At 45.3% G+C, this 16,146-nt stretch carries 13 protein-coding genes; 10 read left to right on the forward strand and 3 right to left on the reverse strand.

Annotated features, from left to right (window positions below; translation table 11 throughout):
* Nucleotides 1–169 precede the first annotated feature (169 nt).
* The gene (locus tag AC6R0S_RS04010; RefSeq protein WP_500637261.1) at nt 170–1,597 is read left to right on the forward strand and encodes an NAD-dependent succinate-semialdehyde dehydrogenase; all 1,428 of its coding nucleotides are present in this window, start codon (nt 170–172) and stop codon (nt 1,595–1,597) included.
* Nucleotides 1,598–1,604: 7 nt separating this feature from the next.
* On the opposite strand, the gene AC6R0S_RS04015 is transcribed toward AC6R0S_RS04010, so the two are convergent.
* Complete coding sequence (locus tag AC6R0S_RS04015; protein ID WP_500632541.1) at nt 1,605–2,816, reverse strand: multidrug effflux MFS transporter; 1,212 nt, start codon at nt 2,814–2,816, stop codon at nt 1,605–1,607.
* Complete coding sequence (locus AC6R0S_RS04020; RefSeq protein ID WP_500632540.1) at nt 2,816–3,469, reverse strand: recombinase family protein; 654 nt, start codon at nt 3,467–3,469, stop codon at nt 2,816–2,818. The genes AC6R0S_RS04015 and AC6R0S_RS04020 overlap by 1 nt, the downstream gene beginning before the upstream one ends.
* Nucleotides 3,470–3,824: 355 nt before the next feature.
* Between AC6R0S_RS04020 and AC6R0S_RS04025 the strand changes: the two genes are divergently transcribed.
* Entirely contained in the window at nt 3,825–4,862 is a 1,038-nt protein-coding gene (locus AC6R0S_RS04025; RefSeq protein WP_500632551.1) for a lactonase family protein, read from the forward strand.
* Here the strand turns inward: AC6R0S_RS04025 and AC6R0S_RS04030 are convergent.
* Nucleotides 4,859–5,821 carry an integron integrase gene (locus AC6R0S_RS04030; RefSeq protein ID WP_500632550.1) on the reverse strand — a complete coding sequence of 321 codons (963 nt, stop codon included), beginning with the start codon at nt 5,819–5,821 and terminating at the stop codon, nt 4,859–4,861. The genes AC6R0S_RS04025 and AC6R0S_RS04030 overlap by 4 nt on opposite strands.
* Nucleotides 5,822–7,085: 1,264 nt before the next feature.
* Here AC6R0S_RS04030 and AC6R0S_RS04035 point away from each other — a divergent pair.
* From AC6R0S_RS04035 to AC6R0S_RS04070, 8 genes are all read left to right on the forward strand, one after another.
* The gene (locus AC6R0S_RS04035) at nt 7,086–7,640 is read left to right on the forward strand and encodes a hypothetical protein (RefSeq protein WP_050646603.1); all 555 of its coding nucleotides are present in this window, start codon (nt 7,086–7,088) and stop codon (nt 7,638–7,640) included.
* Between the two features lie 148 nt (nt 7,641–7,788).
* A complete protein-coding gene (locus AC6R0S_RS04040) occupies nt 7,789–8,259 on the forward strand; it encodes a GNAT family N-acetyltransferase (protein ID WP_053441909.1) in 471 nt (156 codons plus the stop codon).
* A 142-nt stretch (nt 8,260–8,401) separates the two neighbouring features.
* A complete protein-coding gene (locus tag AC6R0S_RS04045) occupies nt 8,402–8,878 on the forward strand; it encodes an HNH endonuclease (protein ID WP_500628774.1) in 477 nt (158 codons plus the stop codon).
* A gap of 134 nt (nt 8,879–9,012) precedes the next feature.
* Nucleotides 9,013–9,459: a GNAT family N-acetyltransferase gene (locus tag AC6R0S_RS04050; RefSeq protein ID WP_500637262.1), complete on the forward strand. Its 447-nt coding sequence runs from the start codon at nt 9,013–9,015 to the stop codon at nt 9,457–9,459.
* 153 nt (nt 9,460–9,612) lie between these two features.
* Entirely contained in the window at nt 9,613–10,404 is a 792-nt protein-coding gene (locus tag AC6R0S_RS04055; RefSeq protein ID WP_500637263.1) for a PhzF family phenazine biosynthesis protein, read from the forward strand.
* Between the two features lie 349 nt (nt 10,405–10,753).
* Entirely contained in the window at nt 10,754–12,607 is a 1,854-nt protein-coding gene (locus tag AC6R0S_RS04060) for a retron Ec67 family RNA-directed DNA polymerase/endonuclease (RefSeq protein WP_500637264.1), read from the forward strand.
* Nucleotides 12,608–12,679: 72 nt separating this feature from the next.
* Nucleotides 12,680–13,459 (forward strand): hypothetical protein, encoded by a 780-nt coding sequence (locus AC6R0S_RS04065; RefSeq protein WP_500637265.1) that lies wholly within the window; start codon nt 12,680–12,682, stop codon nt 13,457–13,459.
* Between the two features lie 2,202 nt (nt 13,460–15,661).
* Nucleotides 15,662–16,146: hypothetical protein (locus AC6R0S_RS04070; RefSeq protein WP_500637266.1), on the forward strand; the 485-nt coding region annotated here is incomplete at its 3' end.

Genomic DNA, 16,146 nt, shown 5'->3' on the forward strand with positions numbered 1-16,146 from the left:
TTCCTTTTGAAAATGGATGATATCTTTTAAATTCAAGCTACACCTGAAACTGGGCGCTTGCACCCTTTTTCTTATCCACTTAGAGTGAAAATCCATACGTTCAGTGAACAAGAGCTGTCAGTGAACAAGAGCGGTCAATCAGTAAGAATAGTCAAGTTAGGGGAACATCATGGAAAATAGGCTTGATCCGAGCGAGATTTCATTGCTTTTACCAGACACCGACGCTGGGCTTGCCGTGCATAACCCTGCAACAGGCGAGCCAGTGGGTGTAGTGCCTGTTAGCACTTCGCAAGAGATAGAGCAGGCCATCGGGCGCGCGCATAAGGCACAGCCTGAGTGGGCGGCACTGAGCGCCAAAGCGCGGGCGAATCGCCTGCTTGCCTGGCATGCATTGTTGCTTGAACACCAAGAAGCACTGGCAACCCTGATGACGCTTGAGCAAGGTAAACCGCTGCCCGAAGCGCGAGGTGAGGTGGCCTACGGCGCGAGCTTTATTCAGTGGTTTGCAGAAGAGGGAAAGCGAGCCTACGGTGAAACCATCCCCGCACCAAGTGGGGATAAGCGCATTGTGACTATTAAGCAGCCGGTGGGTGTGGCTTGCGCCATTACGCCTTGGAACTTTCCGATTGCCATGATCACCCGCAAAGCGGCGCCGGCGTTAGCGGCGGGATGCAGCTTTATCGTTAAGCCGTCTGAGCTCACCCCGCTGAGCGCGTTCGCATTGGCCAAGTTGGCGTATCAGGCGGGAATCCACTCTGATGTGTTTCAGGTGGTGATTGGGCGCAGCGCCCCAGAGGTGGGTGAGCGGTTTACCTCTTCTCCGTTGATTCGCAAACTCTCGTTTACTGGCTCTACCCGAGTGGGCAAAGCCTTGCTGGCGCAAAGCGCACATGACGTTAAACGCACATCGATGGAGCTTGGCGGTAACGCACCCTTTATCGTGTTTGCCGATGCAGATGTAGACGCGGCGGTAGATGGGGCCATCGCCTCTAAGTTTCGCAATGCTGGGCAGACCTGCGTGTGTGCCAACCGCTTTTATGTTCAGCGTGAGATTTACGACTTATTCGTGGCGAAATTTGTCGCGAAAGTGGAGGCGTTAACGGTTGGTAATGGCCTCGACGAAGGCGTGGAGATAGGCCCCATCATTACCCATGAAGCCAAACAAAATCTCCTATCGCTGGTGGAGCAGGCCACAGCGCAAGGCGCGGTCGTGGCCAACAAAGCGCGGACGTTAGACGGGCAGTTTATGGCGCCAGTGGTGCTGACAAATGTTGAGCACACGATGGCACTGGTCCAAGATGAAATTTTCGGCCCCATCGCGCCCATCATCGCCTTTGACGATGAGGCGCAGTTAATTGAACAGGCCAACGATACGCCTTATGGTCTCGCCGCCTACTTTTATACTCAGCATATTGGCCGAGCTTGGCGGGTCGCCGAGGCGCTGGACTACGGCATGGTTGGCATCAATGAAGGGATTATCTCTACCGAAGTGGCGCCATTTGGCGGCGTAAAGCAGTCCGGTATCGGCAGAGAAGGTGCTAAGCAGGGACTGGATGAGTACCTCGACATCAAATACCTCTGCTTTGGTGGCGTATAGCGCTAAGTCAATCGGTGGAAAGTGCAGAGCGCTCGGCTGCGGCTGAGCGTTCAACTTCATCAAACCCGCGCAAAATATTGCTCAGGGTCACCGCCGCAAACAGTGCGATGACAAACGATAAATGCCAAGCCTGGCTGAGACCGATCTGCACTAGCGTCATACTCACTAGCGCAGAGACAACCATTTGCCCGCCTCCCGACATCGCCGCCGCCGCGCCCGCTTGTTTTTTGTAGGGCAGCATTACCATCGCTTGCGCGCAAGGCAGCGCAATACCATTGCCTAATATCATCAACAGTTGACCCAACATCAAAAACAGTGGCTCTACCGGACAAAAGAACAGCCACAGCGCTGCGCTGAGGTGTAGGGCGGGGGTAAACAGCAGCATTCTTTTGGTGCCAATCAGCGGTCTTACTCGGTTGCACAGGCTCGTGCCTGCCAACATACCCAGCGTTGGGATCAGCGCCCACATCGCGTATTCGTCGGAGGTCATGCCGATGTGATCTTGCATAATAAACGGCATCACCGACACCGTGGTGATCATCAAGCTAAAATTAAGCCAGCCGATGCTAGCAAAGCTCATAAAGTAGCGCGAGGTTAGCAGAGTACGGTATTGGCTCACCATCGCCTTTGGCGAGGGGATGGCACTGGTGCTGTGCAGCGTTTCATCAAAACGGAGCGCAATCACCACCCAGGCTAATCCGAGATAGCCGAGCAGTGAGACGAACACCATCGTCCAGCCAAAGTGAAAGTTGATAAAGCCGCCAAGCACCGGCGCCATCAGTGGGGTAATAGACGCCGCCATCGCAATGTATGACATCGCCACAGGCAGCTCTGGGCCACTAAATCGGTCACGAGTCGAAGCGCGCGCTAATACTGCGCAGCAGCCAGTGCCGAGCCCTTGTAGAAAGCGCCCCGCGACCATGCCCATAAATGAGTCGCTCAGCGCAATGATCAGCATAAGACCTGACATCGCAATAAGCAGCCCAGTCAGCAGCACCTTTTTGCGACCCAAGGCATCAGAGATAGGGCCGTAGATAAATTGCGAAGGACCAAAGCCGAGCAGGTAAATACCGACCAACAACTGCGCTTCATCAAGCGTGATCGCGAAATCTTTTGCGATCCAAGGCAGCGCTGGAAAGACCAACCCCATACTGAGTTGACCGATACTGATGACAAGACACGCCAGTAAGATGGAGCGAAAGTGAATCGCCTTGGCCATTAACGGTCCCCTTTGCGCGTAAAGTGAGCGTGTTTTCCATGATCGCGGCGGCGCAATTCACCTTCGTGGTCATGCTCACTGAGCTTGGCTTTAACGCGTTTGACGGTCGATAAACTGACATCACACTGCTCGGCAACTTGAGCTAAGGTAAGGCCTTCAAAGAGCAGCGCGGCAATCTGTTTGTGCTTGCTGCGATCGGCAGGTCTACCACGAAACTTCTGTTTCCATTGTTCAGGGTGACGCTTGAGTGCTCGGCGCCCTTGCTCGGCGGCAAACAAGCGATGCTGTGTCTGTACTTGCGCATAGCCGCTGAGCATACTCAGTAGCGTTTGTGTTTCTGCGGAATTAGGCGCAAAGGTCATGGGTTGGCAAAGGGTTTGCAGTGTCACGCCCTTGTCGAGAATATCCTCGATTGTTGCGAGAGCTTGGCTAAAATCACGCCCAAACACGGTGAACCACCAAATCACCAGCGTATCGCCAGATTGTAGATTGTTGAAGAGCGATTGAAATTGCTCCCGTTCATTGGGTGGCACGCAGCCTTGTACTTGGTCTTCAAAGTGCTTGGCATCGCCGGTGTGTGCTTGTAGTGCGGCCAAGTGTTCTTGATACGCTCGGTTTTTGGGTGAGAAGCGAGTATAGAGGTAAGTCGCCATAGTGACTCCTTAGTTAACGTAAAGGTCCAAATAATGTATTGGCTCATAATTAAGTTCACTATACTCGGGTTCATAATTTATGCAAACACCAAATGAGCCATTTACACTTCTTACGAGGGGAAGTGAGAAGTTTACGTGAGTACGTGACAAGGTGCCGTTGTTGGCGCCTTGTCATTTTGATTCATCCAGCGGTTGGTGATCCAAGCGCACGAACTATCAGCAGGTGATTGATGAGAATGCCATCGTCACGCCGACTGAGAGGCTACTTCACACTTTCGATAACAGATCGCTCAGTACGATTGCCGCCAGCGTCTGCTGGCGGCATGGTAGAACAAACGCCATCAAGACACACATTATGACCATATCGCAGAGACATTTTTACGTCGGCACCTACACCGATGCCCCTAGCCAAAGCCGCGGCATTGCCCGCATCGCCCTAGATACCCAGACAGGAGAAATCACACGTTTAGAGGATGTGTGTGAGTTGCGTAATCCTTCCTATCTGGTGAACACCTCGACTGGGCTCTACACCTTCTCGGAGGTGTCTGAGCAAGAGGGGGCGCAAGTTGTCCATCTCCGACCCACGGATAAGTATGGATCAATGAACTGTGCGCCGATCCACGGCGATGCGCCTTGCCATATCGCCATCGATGCCGCTCAACGGTTTGTCGCTGTTGCTAACTATGGCAGTGGAAATGTAAGTGTTCACTTACTCGATGAGAATCATCACCCTTCTTCTACGTCGACAACGCTTTTTATTGACGGATTTGGACCTAAGACTCACCGCCAATCAAGCCCGCACGCGCATCAAGTCACCTTTATCGATGGTCATTTAGTGGTGGTCGATTTAGGCAGTGATCGGGTCCATTTTTATCGTCATCAAGATTCGCTCGCGTCGTTTGAACTGGACTACTCCGTGGCCCTTTCTCCCGGCAGTGGACCGCGTCACCTTGTATTCAATCAAGCTAGCAACCTCGCTTATGTGGTGTGTGAGCTCTCTGAAACGCTTGCAGTGCTGACCTATTCTCAAGGCCGCTGGTCTCAGAGCGCTGAGATCCCGCTATTGCCAGAAGAGACAGTCTATGAGGCGGCGAGTGCGATTTACCTTAACCAAGATGAGCGCTACGTGTACGTCTCTTGTCGTAAGCAGAACTGCCTCTCTATTTTGGATGTCTCAGTGACCCCACCTCAGAATATTGGCAGAGTCGATACACAAGGTCAGTTCCCGCGCGATTTTACCCTGAGCGCGTGTGAGCATTGGCTGCTGGTGGCCAATCAGCACTCCAATAACATCGTCAGTTTTCATCGAGAGACCCTCAGTGATGCATTCAGGCCCACCGGTTATGAGTGCTCAATTGATGCGCCTGTCTGCTTGGTGGAATACCAAGCTTAAAGCGTTGAAAATGGGCTGATAACGCCGCTTGCTCCACGTTCAATCACGTGGGTATAGATTTGAGTGGTTTTGACATCCGTATGACCAAGCTGCTCTTGCACGGTTCGAATGTCGGCGCCACTCTCAAGAAGATGCGTGGCGAACGAGTGGCGCAGCGTATGGGAGGTCACCGGTTTTTCAATCTTGGCCCGTTTGGCCGCCGCTTTAATCGCTCGTTGAATGGTGGTGACATCAATGTGGTGCCTGCGAGTTTGATTGGATGCGGGATCGACACTAAGCCTGTCGGAAGGAAACAGAAATTGCCAATTGAGCGTTTTGTTGGCGCCCGGATACTTTTTGTCTAGCGCGTTAGGCATCATTACACCGGCATACTCCGGTGCGAGCAGGTCGGTTTGCCAAAGGCGGGCCACCGCTTCTCTTTGTTGATGCAGCGCAGGACACAGCTCTTTGGCCAAGGTCACAATGCGACTTTTGTTCCCCTTGGAGATGTGGATACGCAACGCGTAAAAATCAAAATCGATGTCTCCATAGCGCAGCCTGACACACTCTTTGACCCTTAAACCTGAGCCATACATCAACTGGATAGGCAAACGCCATTTGGGATTGGTATGCTCGAGCAGCGCGCGGATTTCTTGTTTGGTTAACACCACTGGCAGTTTCTTTTGTTTGGTCGCTTTTCGATATCGGATGTCGACTTTAATCGGCTGTTTCAAGATATGCTCATAGAGGAAAACCAGCGCGTTTAGTGCTTGAGCCTGAGTATTCGCCGCGACATTTCGATCAAGCGATAGGTGCGAGAGAAACTGCTCAACATGCTGGACATCAAGCGTGCTCGGATGTTGCTTATTATGATGGAGAATATAGCGTTTGATCCACGACACGTAAGCCTCAATCGTTTTATTGGCATAGTGCGATGCTCGCATATAATCGGTCACTTGTTGCAGAAACGGTGATTGGATTTTCATGACGTTTTGTGTGTCGGTTAACGGATATAAAACAGTGTACGCTGCCCTATTGGTGTTAGACTGCACTTTGCCGCACATTGCGACCAGTATCATAAGGGTTCATCCTTTAGCGAGTTGTTTTGCAAGGATTTAGCAGATTCCGTTCACAGAAACGATGCAGAATAGGCGGCGCTAGTTGGTTGGGTTAGGTGGTTTGGGGTTGTATATAAAGCGTTATGTTTACTTGAAATTCAAAGACTTAAAGGTCTTGGGCTTTAGTTCATTGGTCCCTCTGGCAATTCGTCCCTAGTAGACTCAGCAAATCCGCATTGTCGGTCTAAGTTCTTGAATCTCTCACCCCGTAAAACATGCCAAAGTTCGCGGGTTGCTTCATTGTTAGGTCGTGGCGGTTGGCTTCTAGCTTAACTGGCTCAAAGTCGCTTCTAGGTTCTTAGCCAATTAGCATTTCAACTTGGCAGTTGCCTCGGCAATTCAACATTGTTTTTTGCTTTGATTGGAAAGAAAGGGTGCTTGTTGTTACTCGGTCGGGTTGCCTCATTGGGCAGGGAAGTGGAATGCCTCGTTTCTAGTTAATCGCCTTTGGTGGTCAAGTTGGCTCTTACCTTGTGGTTTGTTTCAGAAAACTAGTTAGAAATCGCAGTTCTTTCTCAAGTAAATCATGTGTTTGTGGTAAAACATAACAAACAATTCAACAGTGATTCGCAACGCTTGGCGCTCTCACTTCGGGTTGAATTTAGTGTTTACGGCGCAGCATTCAAGTTCAGTGTCTGCGTTGCTCACACGTTAATTGGGCGTTATGTAACAGGTTGATTTCCAGTATTATTTAGTTTCTCGAAATACCAAACTTCTTCTCAACTCATGGGTTTCTGGCTCTGAGTCTTTGTTCAACTTGTTCGCAATAATTCAGGGTCAACGAAAGCACATCTCACTTGGAAAGTTTGTCCCGGCTCGCTTCTACGGTTCAAAAGCCAAGTCACTCGCTGAAATTCACTGTCTTGAAATCGTTGTAACTCCCCTACTTCGAATTTGGCTTTCGCACTCAAATCCATCAAAAGAACCTTGAGTGCAAGGGCGTTTTTAGTAGTCTGAAGGCAACAGTAGAGCCCGAGTGCGTCATTACATAACAAACAATTTAAGCAGACCCTCAACGCGTGCCATTTTCAGTTTGCTGCAAGTTCGGTGTTTGCGGAGTTATGCAGAAGCTATCGTTGTGCGTTTCGGGCTACTTAATCGGGCGTTAAGTTTACAGTTGGATTTTATGAGTAGAAAAAGAATAAATCAAAGTTTAGAAGTTCACAGAATAGCGGTCGCTGCACGAGACATATCTTGTGCTAAAGATGGCTTTGAGAATATTGTAGAGTTGAATGCAAACTTGGGAGACAAACTCTATCAGTCATTGTTGTTCGGAGCAGTAACATCCTACTGTAGACCTTTCACAAATAATGATGGGTTCGGAAATATGCTTGGAAAATGGAAAAAGTTTGGCGAGCACAAGGAATTGTCCAAAACTCACTCTGAGTTAATAAACTTTCGAAACAAAGTCGTAGCCCATAGTGATATCTCAAGTAATGAGTTGATTATTTACCCAGTTAGCGGAACGCTTACAGTTGGCGAACACAGTCATGTTTTAGAAGAGCCTATGTTTGGTGTATCAACACCTTTACTTTCCCTTGAGGATGTAGAATCGGCCATAAAGCTATGTGAATTTCAAGAGTCAAGGATGTACGATTATTTAATTGACGAGATTGGTGTGAGGTTTGCAGAACCTCTCAATGGTGGTAACCCTTTTAAATTCGATCACCGTGAAATGTAAACTTAACAAGGCGTTTAAGACGGATTCACAACGCTTGGCGATTTCAGTTTAAGTTGAATTTAGTGTTTAAGGTACAATGGTTTAGGTTTGGTGGTTAGCGTTGTTCACCACTTAACGCGGCGTTATACGAATAAGGAAAGTTCGGAATATGGAAATCAAAATAGACGATCTATCGGGTGGTGAAGTCATTGAGTTGCTTGAAGAGCATTTGGCTGATATGTATGCAACTTCACCTCCAGAAAGTGTGCATGCTTTAGACGTCGATGCACTTAAATCACCAGATATTACATTTTTCAGCGGTTGGGTTAATGGTGAATTACAAGGTTGCCTTGCTATCAAGCAACTCACTCCCCGTCATGTTGAATTGAAATCAATGAGAACTTCTAATTCATCCCGAAAGTCCGGTGTTGCAACTAAGCTGTTAATTCATGCTTTGAATACTGCTATCGACAAGGGGTATCGCAAAGTCAGCCTTGAAACCGGCACTCAGCAATTCTTCCAACCAGCTCGAAATCTGTATGAGAAATTTGGGTTTACTTATTGCGAACCATTTGCCAACTATGAACTCGATCCACATAGTCACTTTATGACACGGGAATTGGTGGAAAAATTCGTATAACAAAGCATTTAAGAGGGATTCTCAACGCTTGGCATTTTTGCTTCTACTTCAAATTTAGTGTTTACGGTACAATACTTTAGGTTTGGTGGTGGCGTTGTTCACCCCTTAATGCGGCGTTAGGTGATAATCAAGGTCGGAAGTAATGGCAAAAGATACGCCTTCAATGGCAAAAAACAAAATTAAGCGTTCACTAGGAGCGATTATCGATCCACATCCGACAGAACGAGAAAAAACGATGCTGTGGGAATATTTCAATAATTCCTGCGCATATTGTGGTCTTACGATGGAAAGGAAATCGAGAGTCGGTCATCTTGATCATATAGTCCCGACTTCTGAAGGCGGCAATAACTCAATATTTAACCATGTCTTATCGTGTTCGATTTGCAATGGTGATGAGAAAAGAGAAATGGACTGGTTGGAGTTTCTAACCAATAAAGTAGATTGTGTTGAAACGTTGATCAATCGTAGATCTCTTATCGAGACGTGGTTAGCTAAAAATACAATAAAGCCAATTGACAGTGCAGCTCAGGAACAAATTGATAGCATTGTTGAAATGGCATTGTCGCAGTTTGATGAGTCGGTAAGACTAATGAGAGAACTACGAGGAAAAATCACCTAACAAACTGCTCAAGAGGGATTCGCAACGCATGGCATTTTTTACTTTGCGTTGGTTTAAGTGATTAAGGCGGTATGCGGCGGCCTTGGTATTGCGTTGCTCACCCCTTAGCAGGGCGTTATGTGCTTGGAGGAAAAATGCAATTTATCGAAGTCAAAAGTAGCCAAATTCCGCTAGATTTGCTGCTCAAAGCAGATCCTTCTGAAGTGAGTATTTCATCATATTTAGCGGAATCATGGTGCTTTGCTGTGTTAGATAATGAGCGTATTTTAGCGGCATGTATAGTGAAGCCAGAAACCCAAAAACTTGCTGAAATCTTCAATGTTTCTGTATATCCCGAGTTACAAGGTCAAGGAATTGGCTCTCAATTGCTCAAGTCAGTTCTGTCTCAGCTACCAAGTAAGGGGATCACTCGTGTTGAATTGGGTACAGGTACCTTTGGTTATCAACTGACTTATTATCAGCGCCTTGGTTTTCGCGTTGACTCGATCATCAAGGATCACTTCTTACTGAATTACCCAGAACCAATCTATGAAAATGGTATTCAACACAAAGATATGCTGAGATTGTACGCACAAATTTAGCACGCACATAACAAAGCGTTTAAGACGGATTCCCAACGCTCGGCGGCTTCAGTTCAAAGGTATGCATCAGTGTTTATGGCATAATGACTTGAGTGCAGTGGTAGCGTTGCTCACCCCTTAACGCGGCGTTATAACGCAAATGGAGTTCGTACGTTGAAAATGGATATATTTATAGTTGATGCATTTACAGATCAACAATTTAAAGGGAACTCAGCTGCGGTCATTCCGGTTGAACAATGGCCTTCAGATGACCTAATGCAGAATATTGCAGCTGAAAATAACCTCTCAGAAACAGCTTATGTAAAAGCTGTAGGCTATAACCAATACGAAATTCGTTGGTTCTCACCAATGACTGAAATTGACTTTTGTGGTCATGCTACGTTGGCATCTGCTTTCGTATTGTTTAACGAGCTTGGTGTAACACACCAAATCGAGTTCATAACTCGTGAAGTCGGTAACTTAACGGTAAATCTTAATGTAAACAACGAAATCGAAATGACCTTTCCTAACCAAAAACCAGAAGCTGTATCACTTGTTCCTGCACAGTTATTGGCTGGCTTATCGAAACAGCCGGTAGAAGTTCTAAGAAATAGACAAGCATATTTTGTCGTCTATGAAAATGAGCATGACGTTCTTGAAGTGACTTACGTTTCAGAACAACTGAAACAGCTCGCGCCATTGGATGTGGTCGTCACTTCTAAATCCGAAGACTATGACTTCATATCTCGTTATTTTTGGCCTGCGAACGGTGGTGACGAAGATCCCGTGACAGGCTCTATTCATTCTGGGTTGGCTCCTTACTGGGCTGATAAATTGGGTAAATCAGATTTAGTTGCTTACCAAGCTTCAAGAAGAGGTGGTGTCTTAAAGTGCAGCGTGTCAGGTAAATCAATAGTCATTTCTGGAAAAGGTGTTTTGTATCTTAAAGGGCAGGTTTACGTTTAGTGGAAATCTGCGTTATAACAAACAATTTAAGAGGGATTCCCAACGCTTGGCATTTTTGGTTCTACTTCCAATTTAGTGTTTATGGCACAATGCTTTAGGTTTGGGTGGTAGCGTTGCTCACCCCTTAATTGGGCGTTAAGTGGCTGGTTGAGTTTTCTGGATTTTTATATTGATTATGTTTCATAACTACTCTAGAATGCCGTTCGGCTTATGGGCAGATTTTTAGTTCGCGTTTCGCGATCAGTGAAGAAATGGTCCGTTCGGATTGCCTTATATAGTATATCATATAGGTATTTATAGGATATATAGTGCGTAGGAGTGCCCATAAGCCACTAATTAGGGGTAATCAATGTCAAGATTAAAGCGTCTAAAGTCAGCATCAACAAAACCTGAATTTGCTAAAATATTGGGTATTGATGCAGCTTTCCTTACTCGCTGCTTATATATCAACAAGCCAGAGAACCAATATCACCAGTTTTCCATTCTAAAGAAATCAGGCGGTGAAAGGCTTATAAATGCACCTTCAGAGGAACTCAAGAGCCTTCAAAAAAATCTGTCAATATTACTATTAGACTGCATTGATGAAATTAATGCGGAAAAATATCCAGATTCACAGTGGTCTAAACCGAAACTTAGAAAAAATGGTGATCCAGATTACGCTGCTGAAGTTCTTAAGATAAAAATTCCAAATGTGCAAGTAAAGCAACCTTCGTTATCTCACGGTTTTGTAAGAGAGCGTTCAATCCTAACGAATGCTATGATGCATGTCGGAAAAAAGAACGTCCTCAACATTGATTTAGAAAGTTTTTTTGATAGTTTCAATTTTGGACGTGTTCGTGGTTTTTTTATTAAAAACACTAACTTCAATCTTAACCCACATATTGCAACAGTAATTGCTCAAATTGCCTGCTTTGATAACAAACTGCCTCAAGGTAGCCCATGCTCTCCTGTAATAACTAATCTTATTTCACATACCCTAGATATACGGTTAGCCTCGTTAGCCAAAAAATATAAATGTACTTATACGAGGTACGCTGACGACATAACATTTTCAACTAGGAAATCTGAGTTTCCTCCTCAAATAATGAAACAAAATGAAATTGGTTATGTGCCGGGTAGATTGTTAAAGAGTGAGATAAGACGTTCAGGGTTTTCTATAAATTCTAGTAAAACTAGAATTCAATATAAGAACTCCAGACAAGATGTCACAGGTCTGGTAGTAAATAAGAAACCTAATGTGAAACAAGAATATTGGCGATTAGCACGGGCGAAATGTAATCAGCTGTTTAAAACAGGTAAGTTTACAACTATAAAAGATGGAAATGAAATTGACGGTAACCTCAATGAGCTTGAAGGGCAGTTAAACTTTATTGATCAAGTTGATCACTATAACCGGATGAGGCAAAAAACACCTTTAAGTACCGATTACACGCATGCGAAAGTTGGGAAAAATACTAAAGTGATACTTTCAGGTCGAGAAAAAACTTTTAGTAATTTCTTATATTATCGACTTTTTTGCGGAAATGAGAAACCTACCATTTTATGTGAAGGTAAGACAGATAATGTTTACTTAAAGTCTGCAATCAGTGAGTTAAGTAAAGATTATCCTCAATTAGCGTACCGTAAAGAGGATAAGTATGAGCTTTTAGTACGTTTTGTCGAGTACTCAAAGCGAAGCCGCTTTTTATTAGAGCTATTCGGAGGGGCTGATTACCTGCGAGGTTTTGTGGATAACTTCGAAAAGAACATGAAGCTCTACGATGCCATAACACCTAAACATCCAGTTATTGTTTTTTTAGATAACGATGAAGGACCTCAACAAGTAGTGAATTTGTTGAAGTCAAAAAACTTTCAGAAAAAAATCGAATTGTTTCCATCTACTCTTGATAAGAAGGAGGATATTCGAAAGTCTGAATTTATACATGTTATCAAAAATCTATATGTTGTTTTTACACCGTTAGCTAAAGATGGCGGAGAGACAGATATAGAGTATTTCTTTGATGATAAAACGCGTTTAATGAAACACCCAAATGGTAAGTGTTTCAACACTGTAAAGAATCGGGACTCAAAAAGTGATTTGAGCAAAGATGCATTTGCTACACATATAGTCAAAGAAAACAAAACGAAAATAGATTTTAATGGGTTAAAACCTCTTTTAGACTCTCTTGTAAAAGTGATTAATCATTATGACTCTCTGAGGTAGTTTTCTGCAAAATGCTGAATAGCCACTTAACAATCTGTTTAAGAGTGATTCGCAACGCTTGGCGTTTTTGCTATGCGTTGCGTTTTGTGTTTAGGGTGGTATGCGGGAGCATCTGTATTGCGTTGCTCACACCTTAACAGGGCGTTAGGCGAAAGGTGGATTATGGAAACATCAGAAGTAATATTTTCGATTGAGTGGTATGTAAAATCGAAGAATTTGGCATTAAAAAATGCACTCGCTATTCGATGCCCAATGAGTCTAGATACACAAGAAGAACACAGACAATACTACTCACAGTATCTGTCATCTGTATTGTCCATAACAGAGTTGTTGTGCGATAAAGCCACTCCCTTACGAAACGAATTTAGAGATAAACTATATTCAGAGTTGGGAGGCGAACATATTGATGGCTCCAAATATTACGACTACCTTCGAGAGCTGAGAAATAGTGTTGTACATAGAGGCATGAACTTGACAGCTAGTGCGCATATTGTGAATGACTTCCCATTGATATTGGCTCCAACCCCTGTGACTAATAGAAATGGTAACCAAGTCCATGAAGCTCCGGAAAAGTATTTTCTCTCAATAATTGAACACGTGGAAACAGTAGTTCCTGCTTTGGTGATTAAGCATATTGAAGATAGTGGCTGGCACAGTATATTTATTTGTAATGAACAAGCCCAAGAAAACTCTAAGCGTAAGGTGGAACAGTCTGAAGCGATGCCTGACTGGGTTAAACAAGAAGCACTTCGAGTAATTCCAGACATTGATATGCTGGATATGCAAAAGCAGAGAATGAAATCAGCACTCGAGAATATAAGGACTACAGTAGCGCTACCGAAAATCGCCTAACAAAGCATTTAAGAGTGATTCGCAACGCTTGGCATTTTTAGTTCAAGGTTGGGTTTCGTGTTTACGGCGTAATGGTTTAGGTTTGGTGCCCGCGTTGCTCACACCTTAATGCAGCGTTAGTTGGCGGGGGAATTTTGGAGCTAGTTCAACGTCTTCTTTGGCCATTCGTCTGGTGTTATCGGCAATTTGGCATTGTCGGTGTCAGTTCTTGAATAACTCAAACCAAGCGCTTTTCAATGTTCGAGGATTTGCCTCATTTTGGTTTCGTGCAGGTTGGTTGCCAGTTTCGTGGGCGTAAAGTCGCGTGGAGTTTTGGTGTTTCAGGGGCAGGTTTATGCGTTGTTCATCTGCTCGTCAGGATTACCGCTTCAATAATTCCAACTGGTGTTTTGTGTACGCTTTCTTTGCTGGGGTGTAGTGGCTCACATTGCTTTGAGTAAATCGTGGGTAACTTTGGTTGCGGTGTTGTGTGCTTGGGTTCGGTGGTTTACTTTTTCGTACGGTGGCGTTTCTGGCGGAGCAACGCACTAGCCAACTAACCAGTTACTCAAGTGGACGCCCAACGCTCGGCGGTTTTGGCTTGGAGTCAAGTGGGTTTTGCGGGTTTATCGCAGGCGCCACTTAGCAAGGCGTTAGTTGGCGGGTGATTTTTTAAGGCTAGTTCATCGTCATCTCTGGCCATTCGTCTGGTGTTATCGGGAATTTGGTATTGTCGGTATCAGTTCTTGAATCACTCGAACCAAGTGCTTTTTAATGTTCGTGGGTTGCCTCATTGTGGTTTCGTGCAGGTTGGTGGCTAGAATCGTGGGCGTAAAGTTGTGTTGAGTTTTGGTGTTTCAGATGCAGGTTTATGTGTTGAAAATCTGCTCGTTAACTTTGCCGTTTCAACAACTCGAACTGGTGTTTTGTGCCCGCTTTCTTTGTCGGAGTGTAGTGGTTCACATTGCTTTGAGTAAATCGTGGGTAACTTTGGGTTCAGTGTTGTGCGTTTGGCTGTGGTGGTTTACTTTTTCGTACGGTGGCGTTTCTGGCAGAGCAACGAACTAGCCAACTAACAAGTTACTCAAGTGGACGCCAAACGCTCGGCGGTTTTGGTTTGGAGTTCAGTGGGTTTTGCGGGATCATCGCAGGCGCCACTTAGCAAGGCGTTAGTTGGCGGGTGATTTTTTAAGGCTAGTTCAACATAATCTCTGGCCATTCGTTCGTAGTTTTCGGCAATTTGGCATTGTCGGTATCAGTTCTTGAATCACTCGAACCAAGCGCTTTTCAATGTTCGTGGATTTGCCTCATTTTGGTTTTGAGCAGGTTGGTGGCGAGTTTTGTGGGACGTAAAGTTGCGTTGAGTTTTAGTGTTTCAGATGCAACGTTGTTGGCTTTCAATCTGCTCGTTGGCGTTGTCGTTGTAAAAGGTTTAGGCGGTGTGTTTAGCCTGCTTTCTCTGCTGAAATGCAATGGCTCACATTCCTTTGAGTAAATCGTGGGTAACTTTGGGTTCAGTGTTGTGCGCTTGGCTGTGGTGGTTTACTTTTTCGTACGGTGGCGTTTCTGGCAGAGAAACGAATTAGCCAACTAACCAGTTACTCAAGTGGACGCCAAACGCTCGGCGGTTTTGGCTCGGAGTTCAGTGGGTTTTATGAATTCATCGCAGGCGCCACTTAGTAAAGCGTTAGTTGGCGGGTGATTTTTTTAAGGCTAGTTCAGCGTCATCTCTGGCCATTCGTCTGGTGTTATCGGCAATTTGGCATTGTCGGTATCAGTTCTTGAATCACTCGAACCAAGTGCTTTTTAATGTTCGTGGGTTGCCTCATTGTGGTTTCGTGCAGGTTGGTGGCGGGTTTCGTGGGCGTAAAGTTGCGTGGAGTTTTGGTGTTTCAGGGGCAGGTTTATGCGCTGTTCATCTGCTCGTCAGAATTGCCGCCTCAATAACTTCAACGGGTATTTTGTGTCCGCTTTCTTTGCCGGAGTGCAGTGGCTCACATTGCTTTGAGTAAATCGTGGGTAACTTTGGGTGCGGTGTTGTGCGCTTGCCTTTGGTGGTTTACTTTTTCGTACGGTGGCGTTTCTGGCGGAGCAACGAACTAGCCAACTAACAAGTTACTCAAGTGGACGCCAAACGCTCGGCGGTTTTGGTTTGGAGTTCAGTGGGTTTTGCAGGTTTACCGCAGGCGCCACTTAGCAAGGCGTTATGTTTATGGAGTAATAATGAGCGATTATATTAAGTTAGTACAAAAATTGGACTCAGATCTTGAAGCTGTAGGGAAGTTACTACTTGAAAATAAGGGAAATTCTGCCTTAGAAAATGCATACGTTAGAACATTCTTTTCCACAGTTGAGGGCTTCATGTATGCATTTCGTCAGGAAGCTATGGCAAGTCAGGACTTTGAAGTCATCTTTGACTCAGCTGAACAGGCGAAACTAAAAGAACGCAAATTTGATAAAATCAGACAAGTCATAAAAAAAGACAAGAATAAGCTCAGATTTAAAGAGTCTGTTAAGTTCTCATGTAAATGTTTGGCTAAATCCCGTGGTGTAGAACCAAAAGATTTGGGTTTCTTTGGTGTAGGCTGGGACAACTTTTTAGCAGCCAACAGTATTAGAGACCAATTAACTCATCCTAAAAGAATCGAAGATTTAACTCTTGATGTGGAAACACTAGAAAGTGTCGTAGAAGCAAAGGTTTGGTTCAA

The sequence above is a fragment of the Vibrio sp. R15-SG3-ISO1B genome, assembly GCF_059833835.1.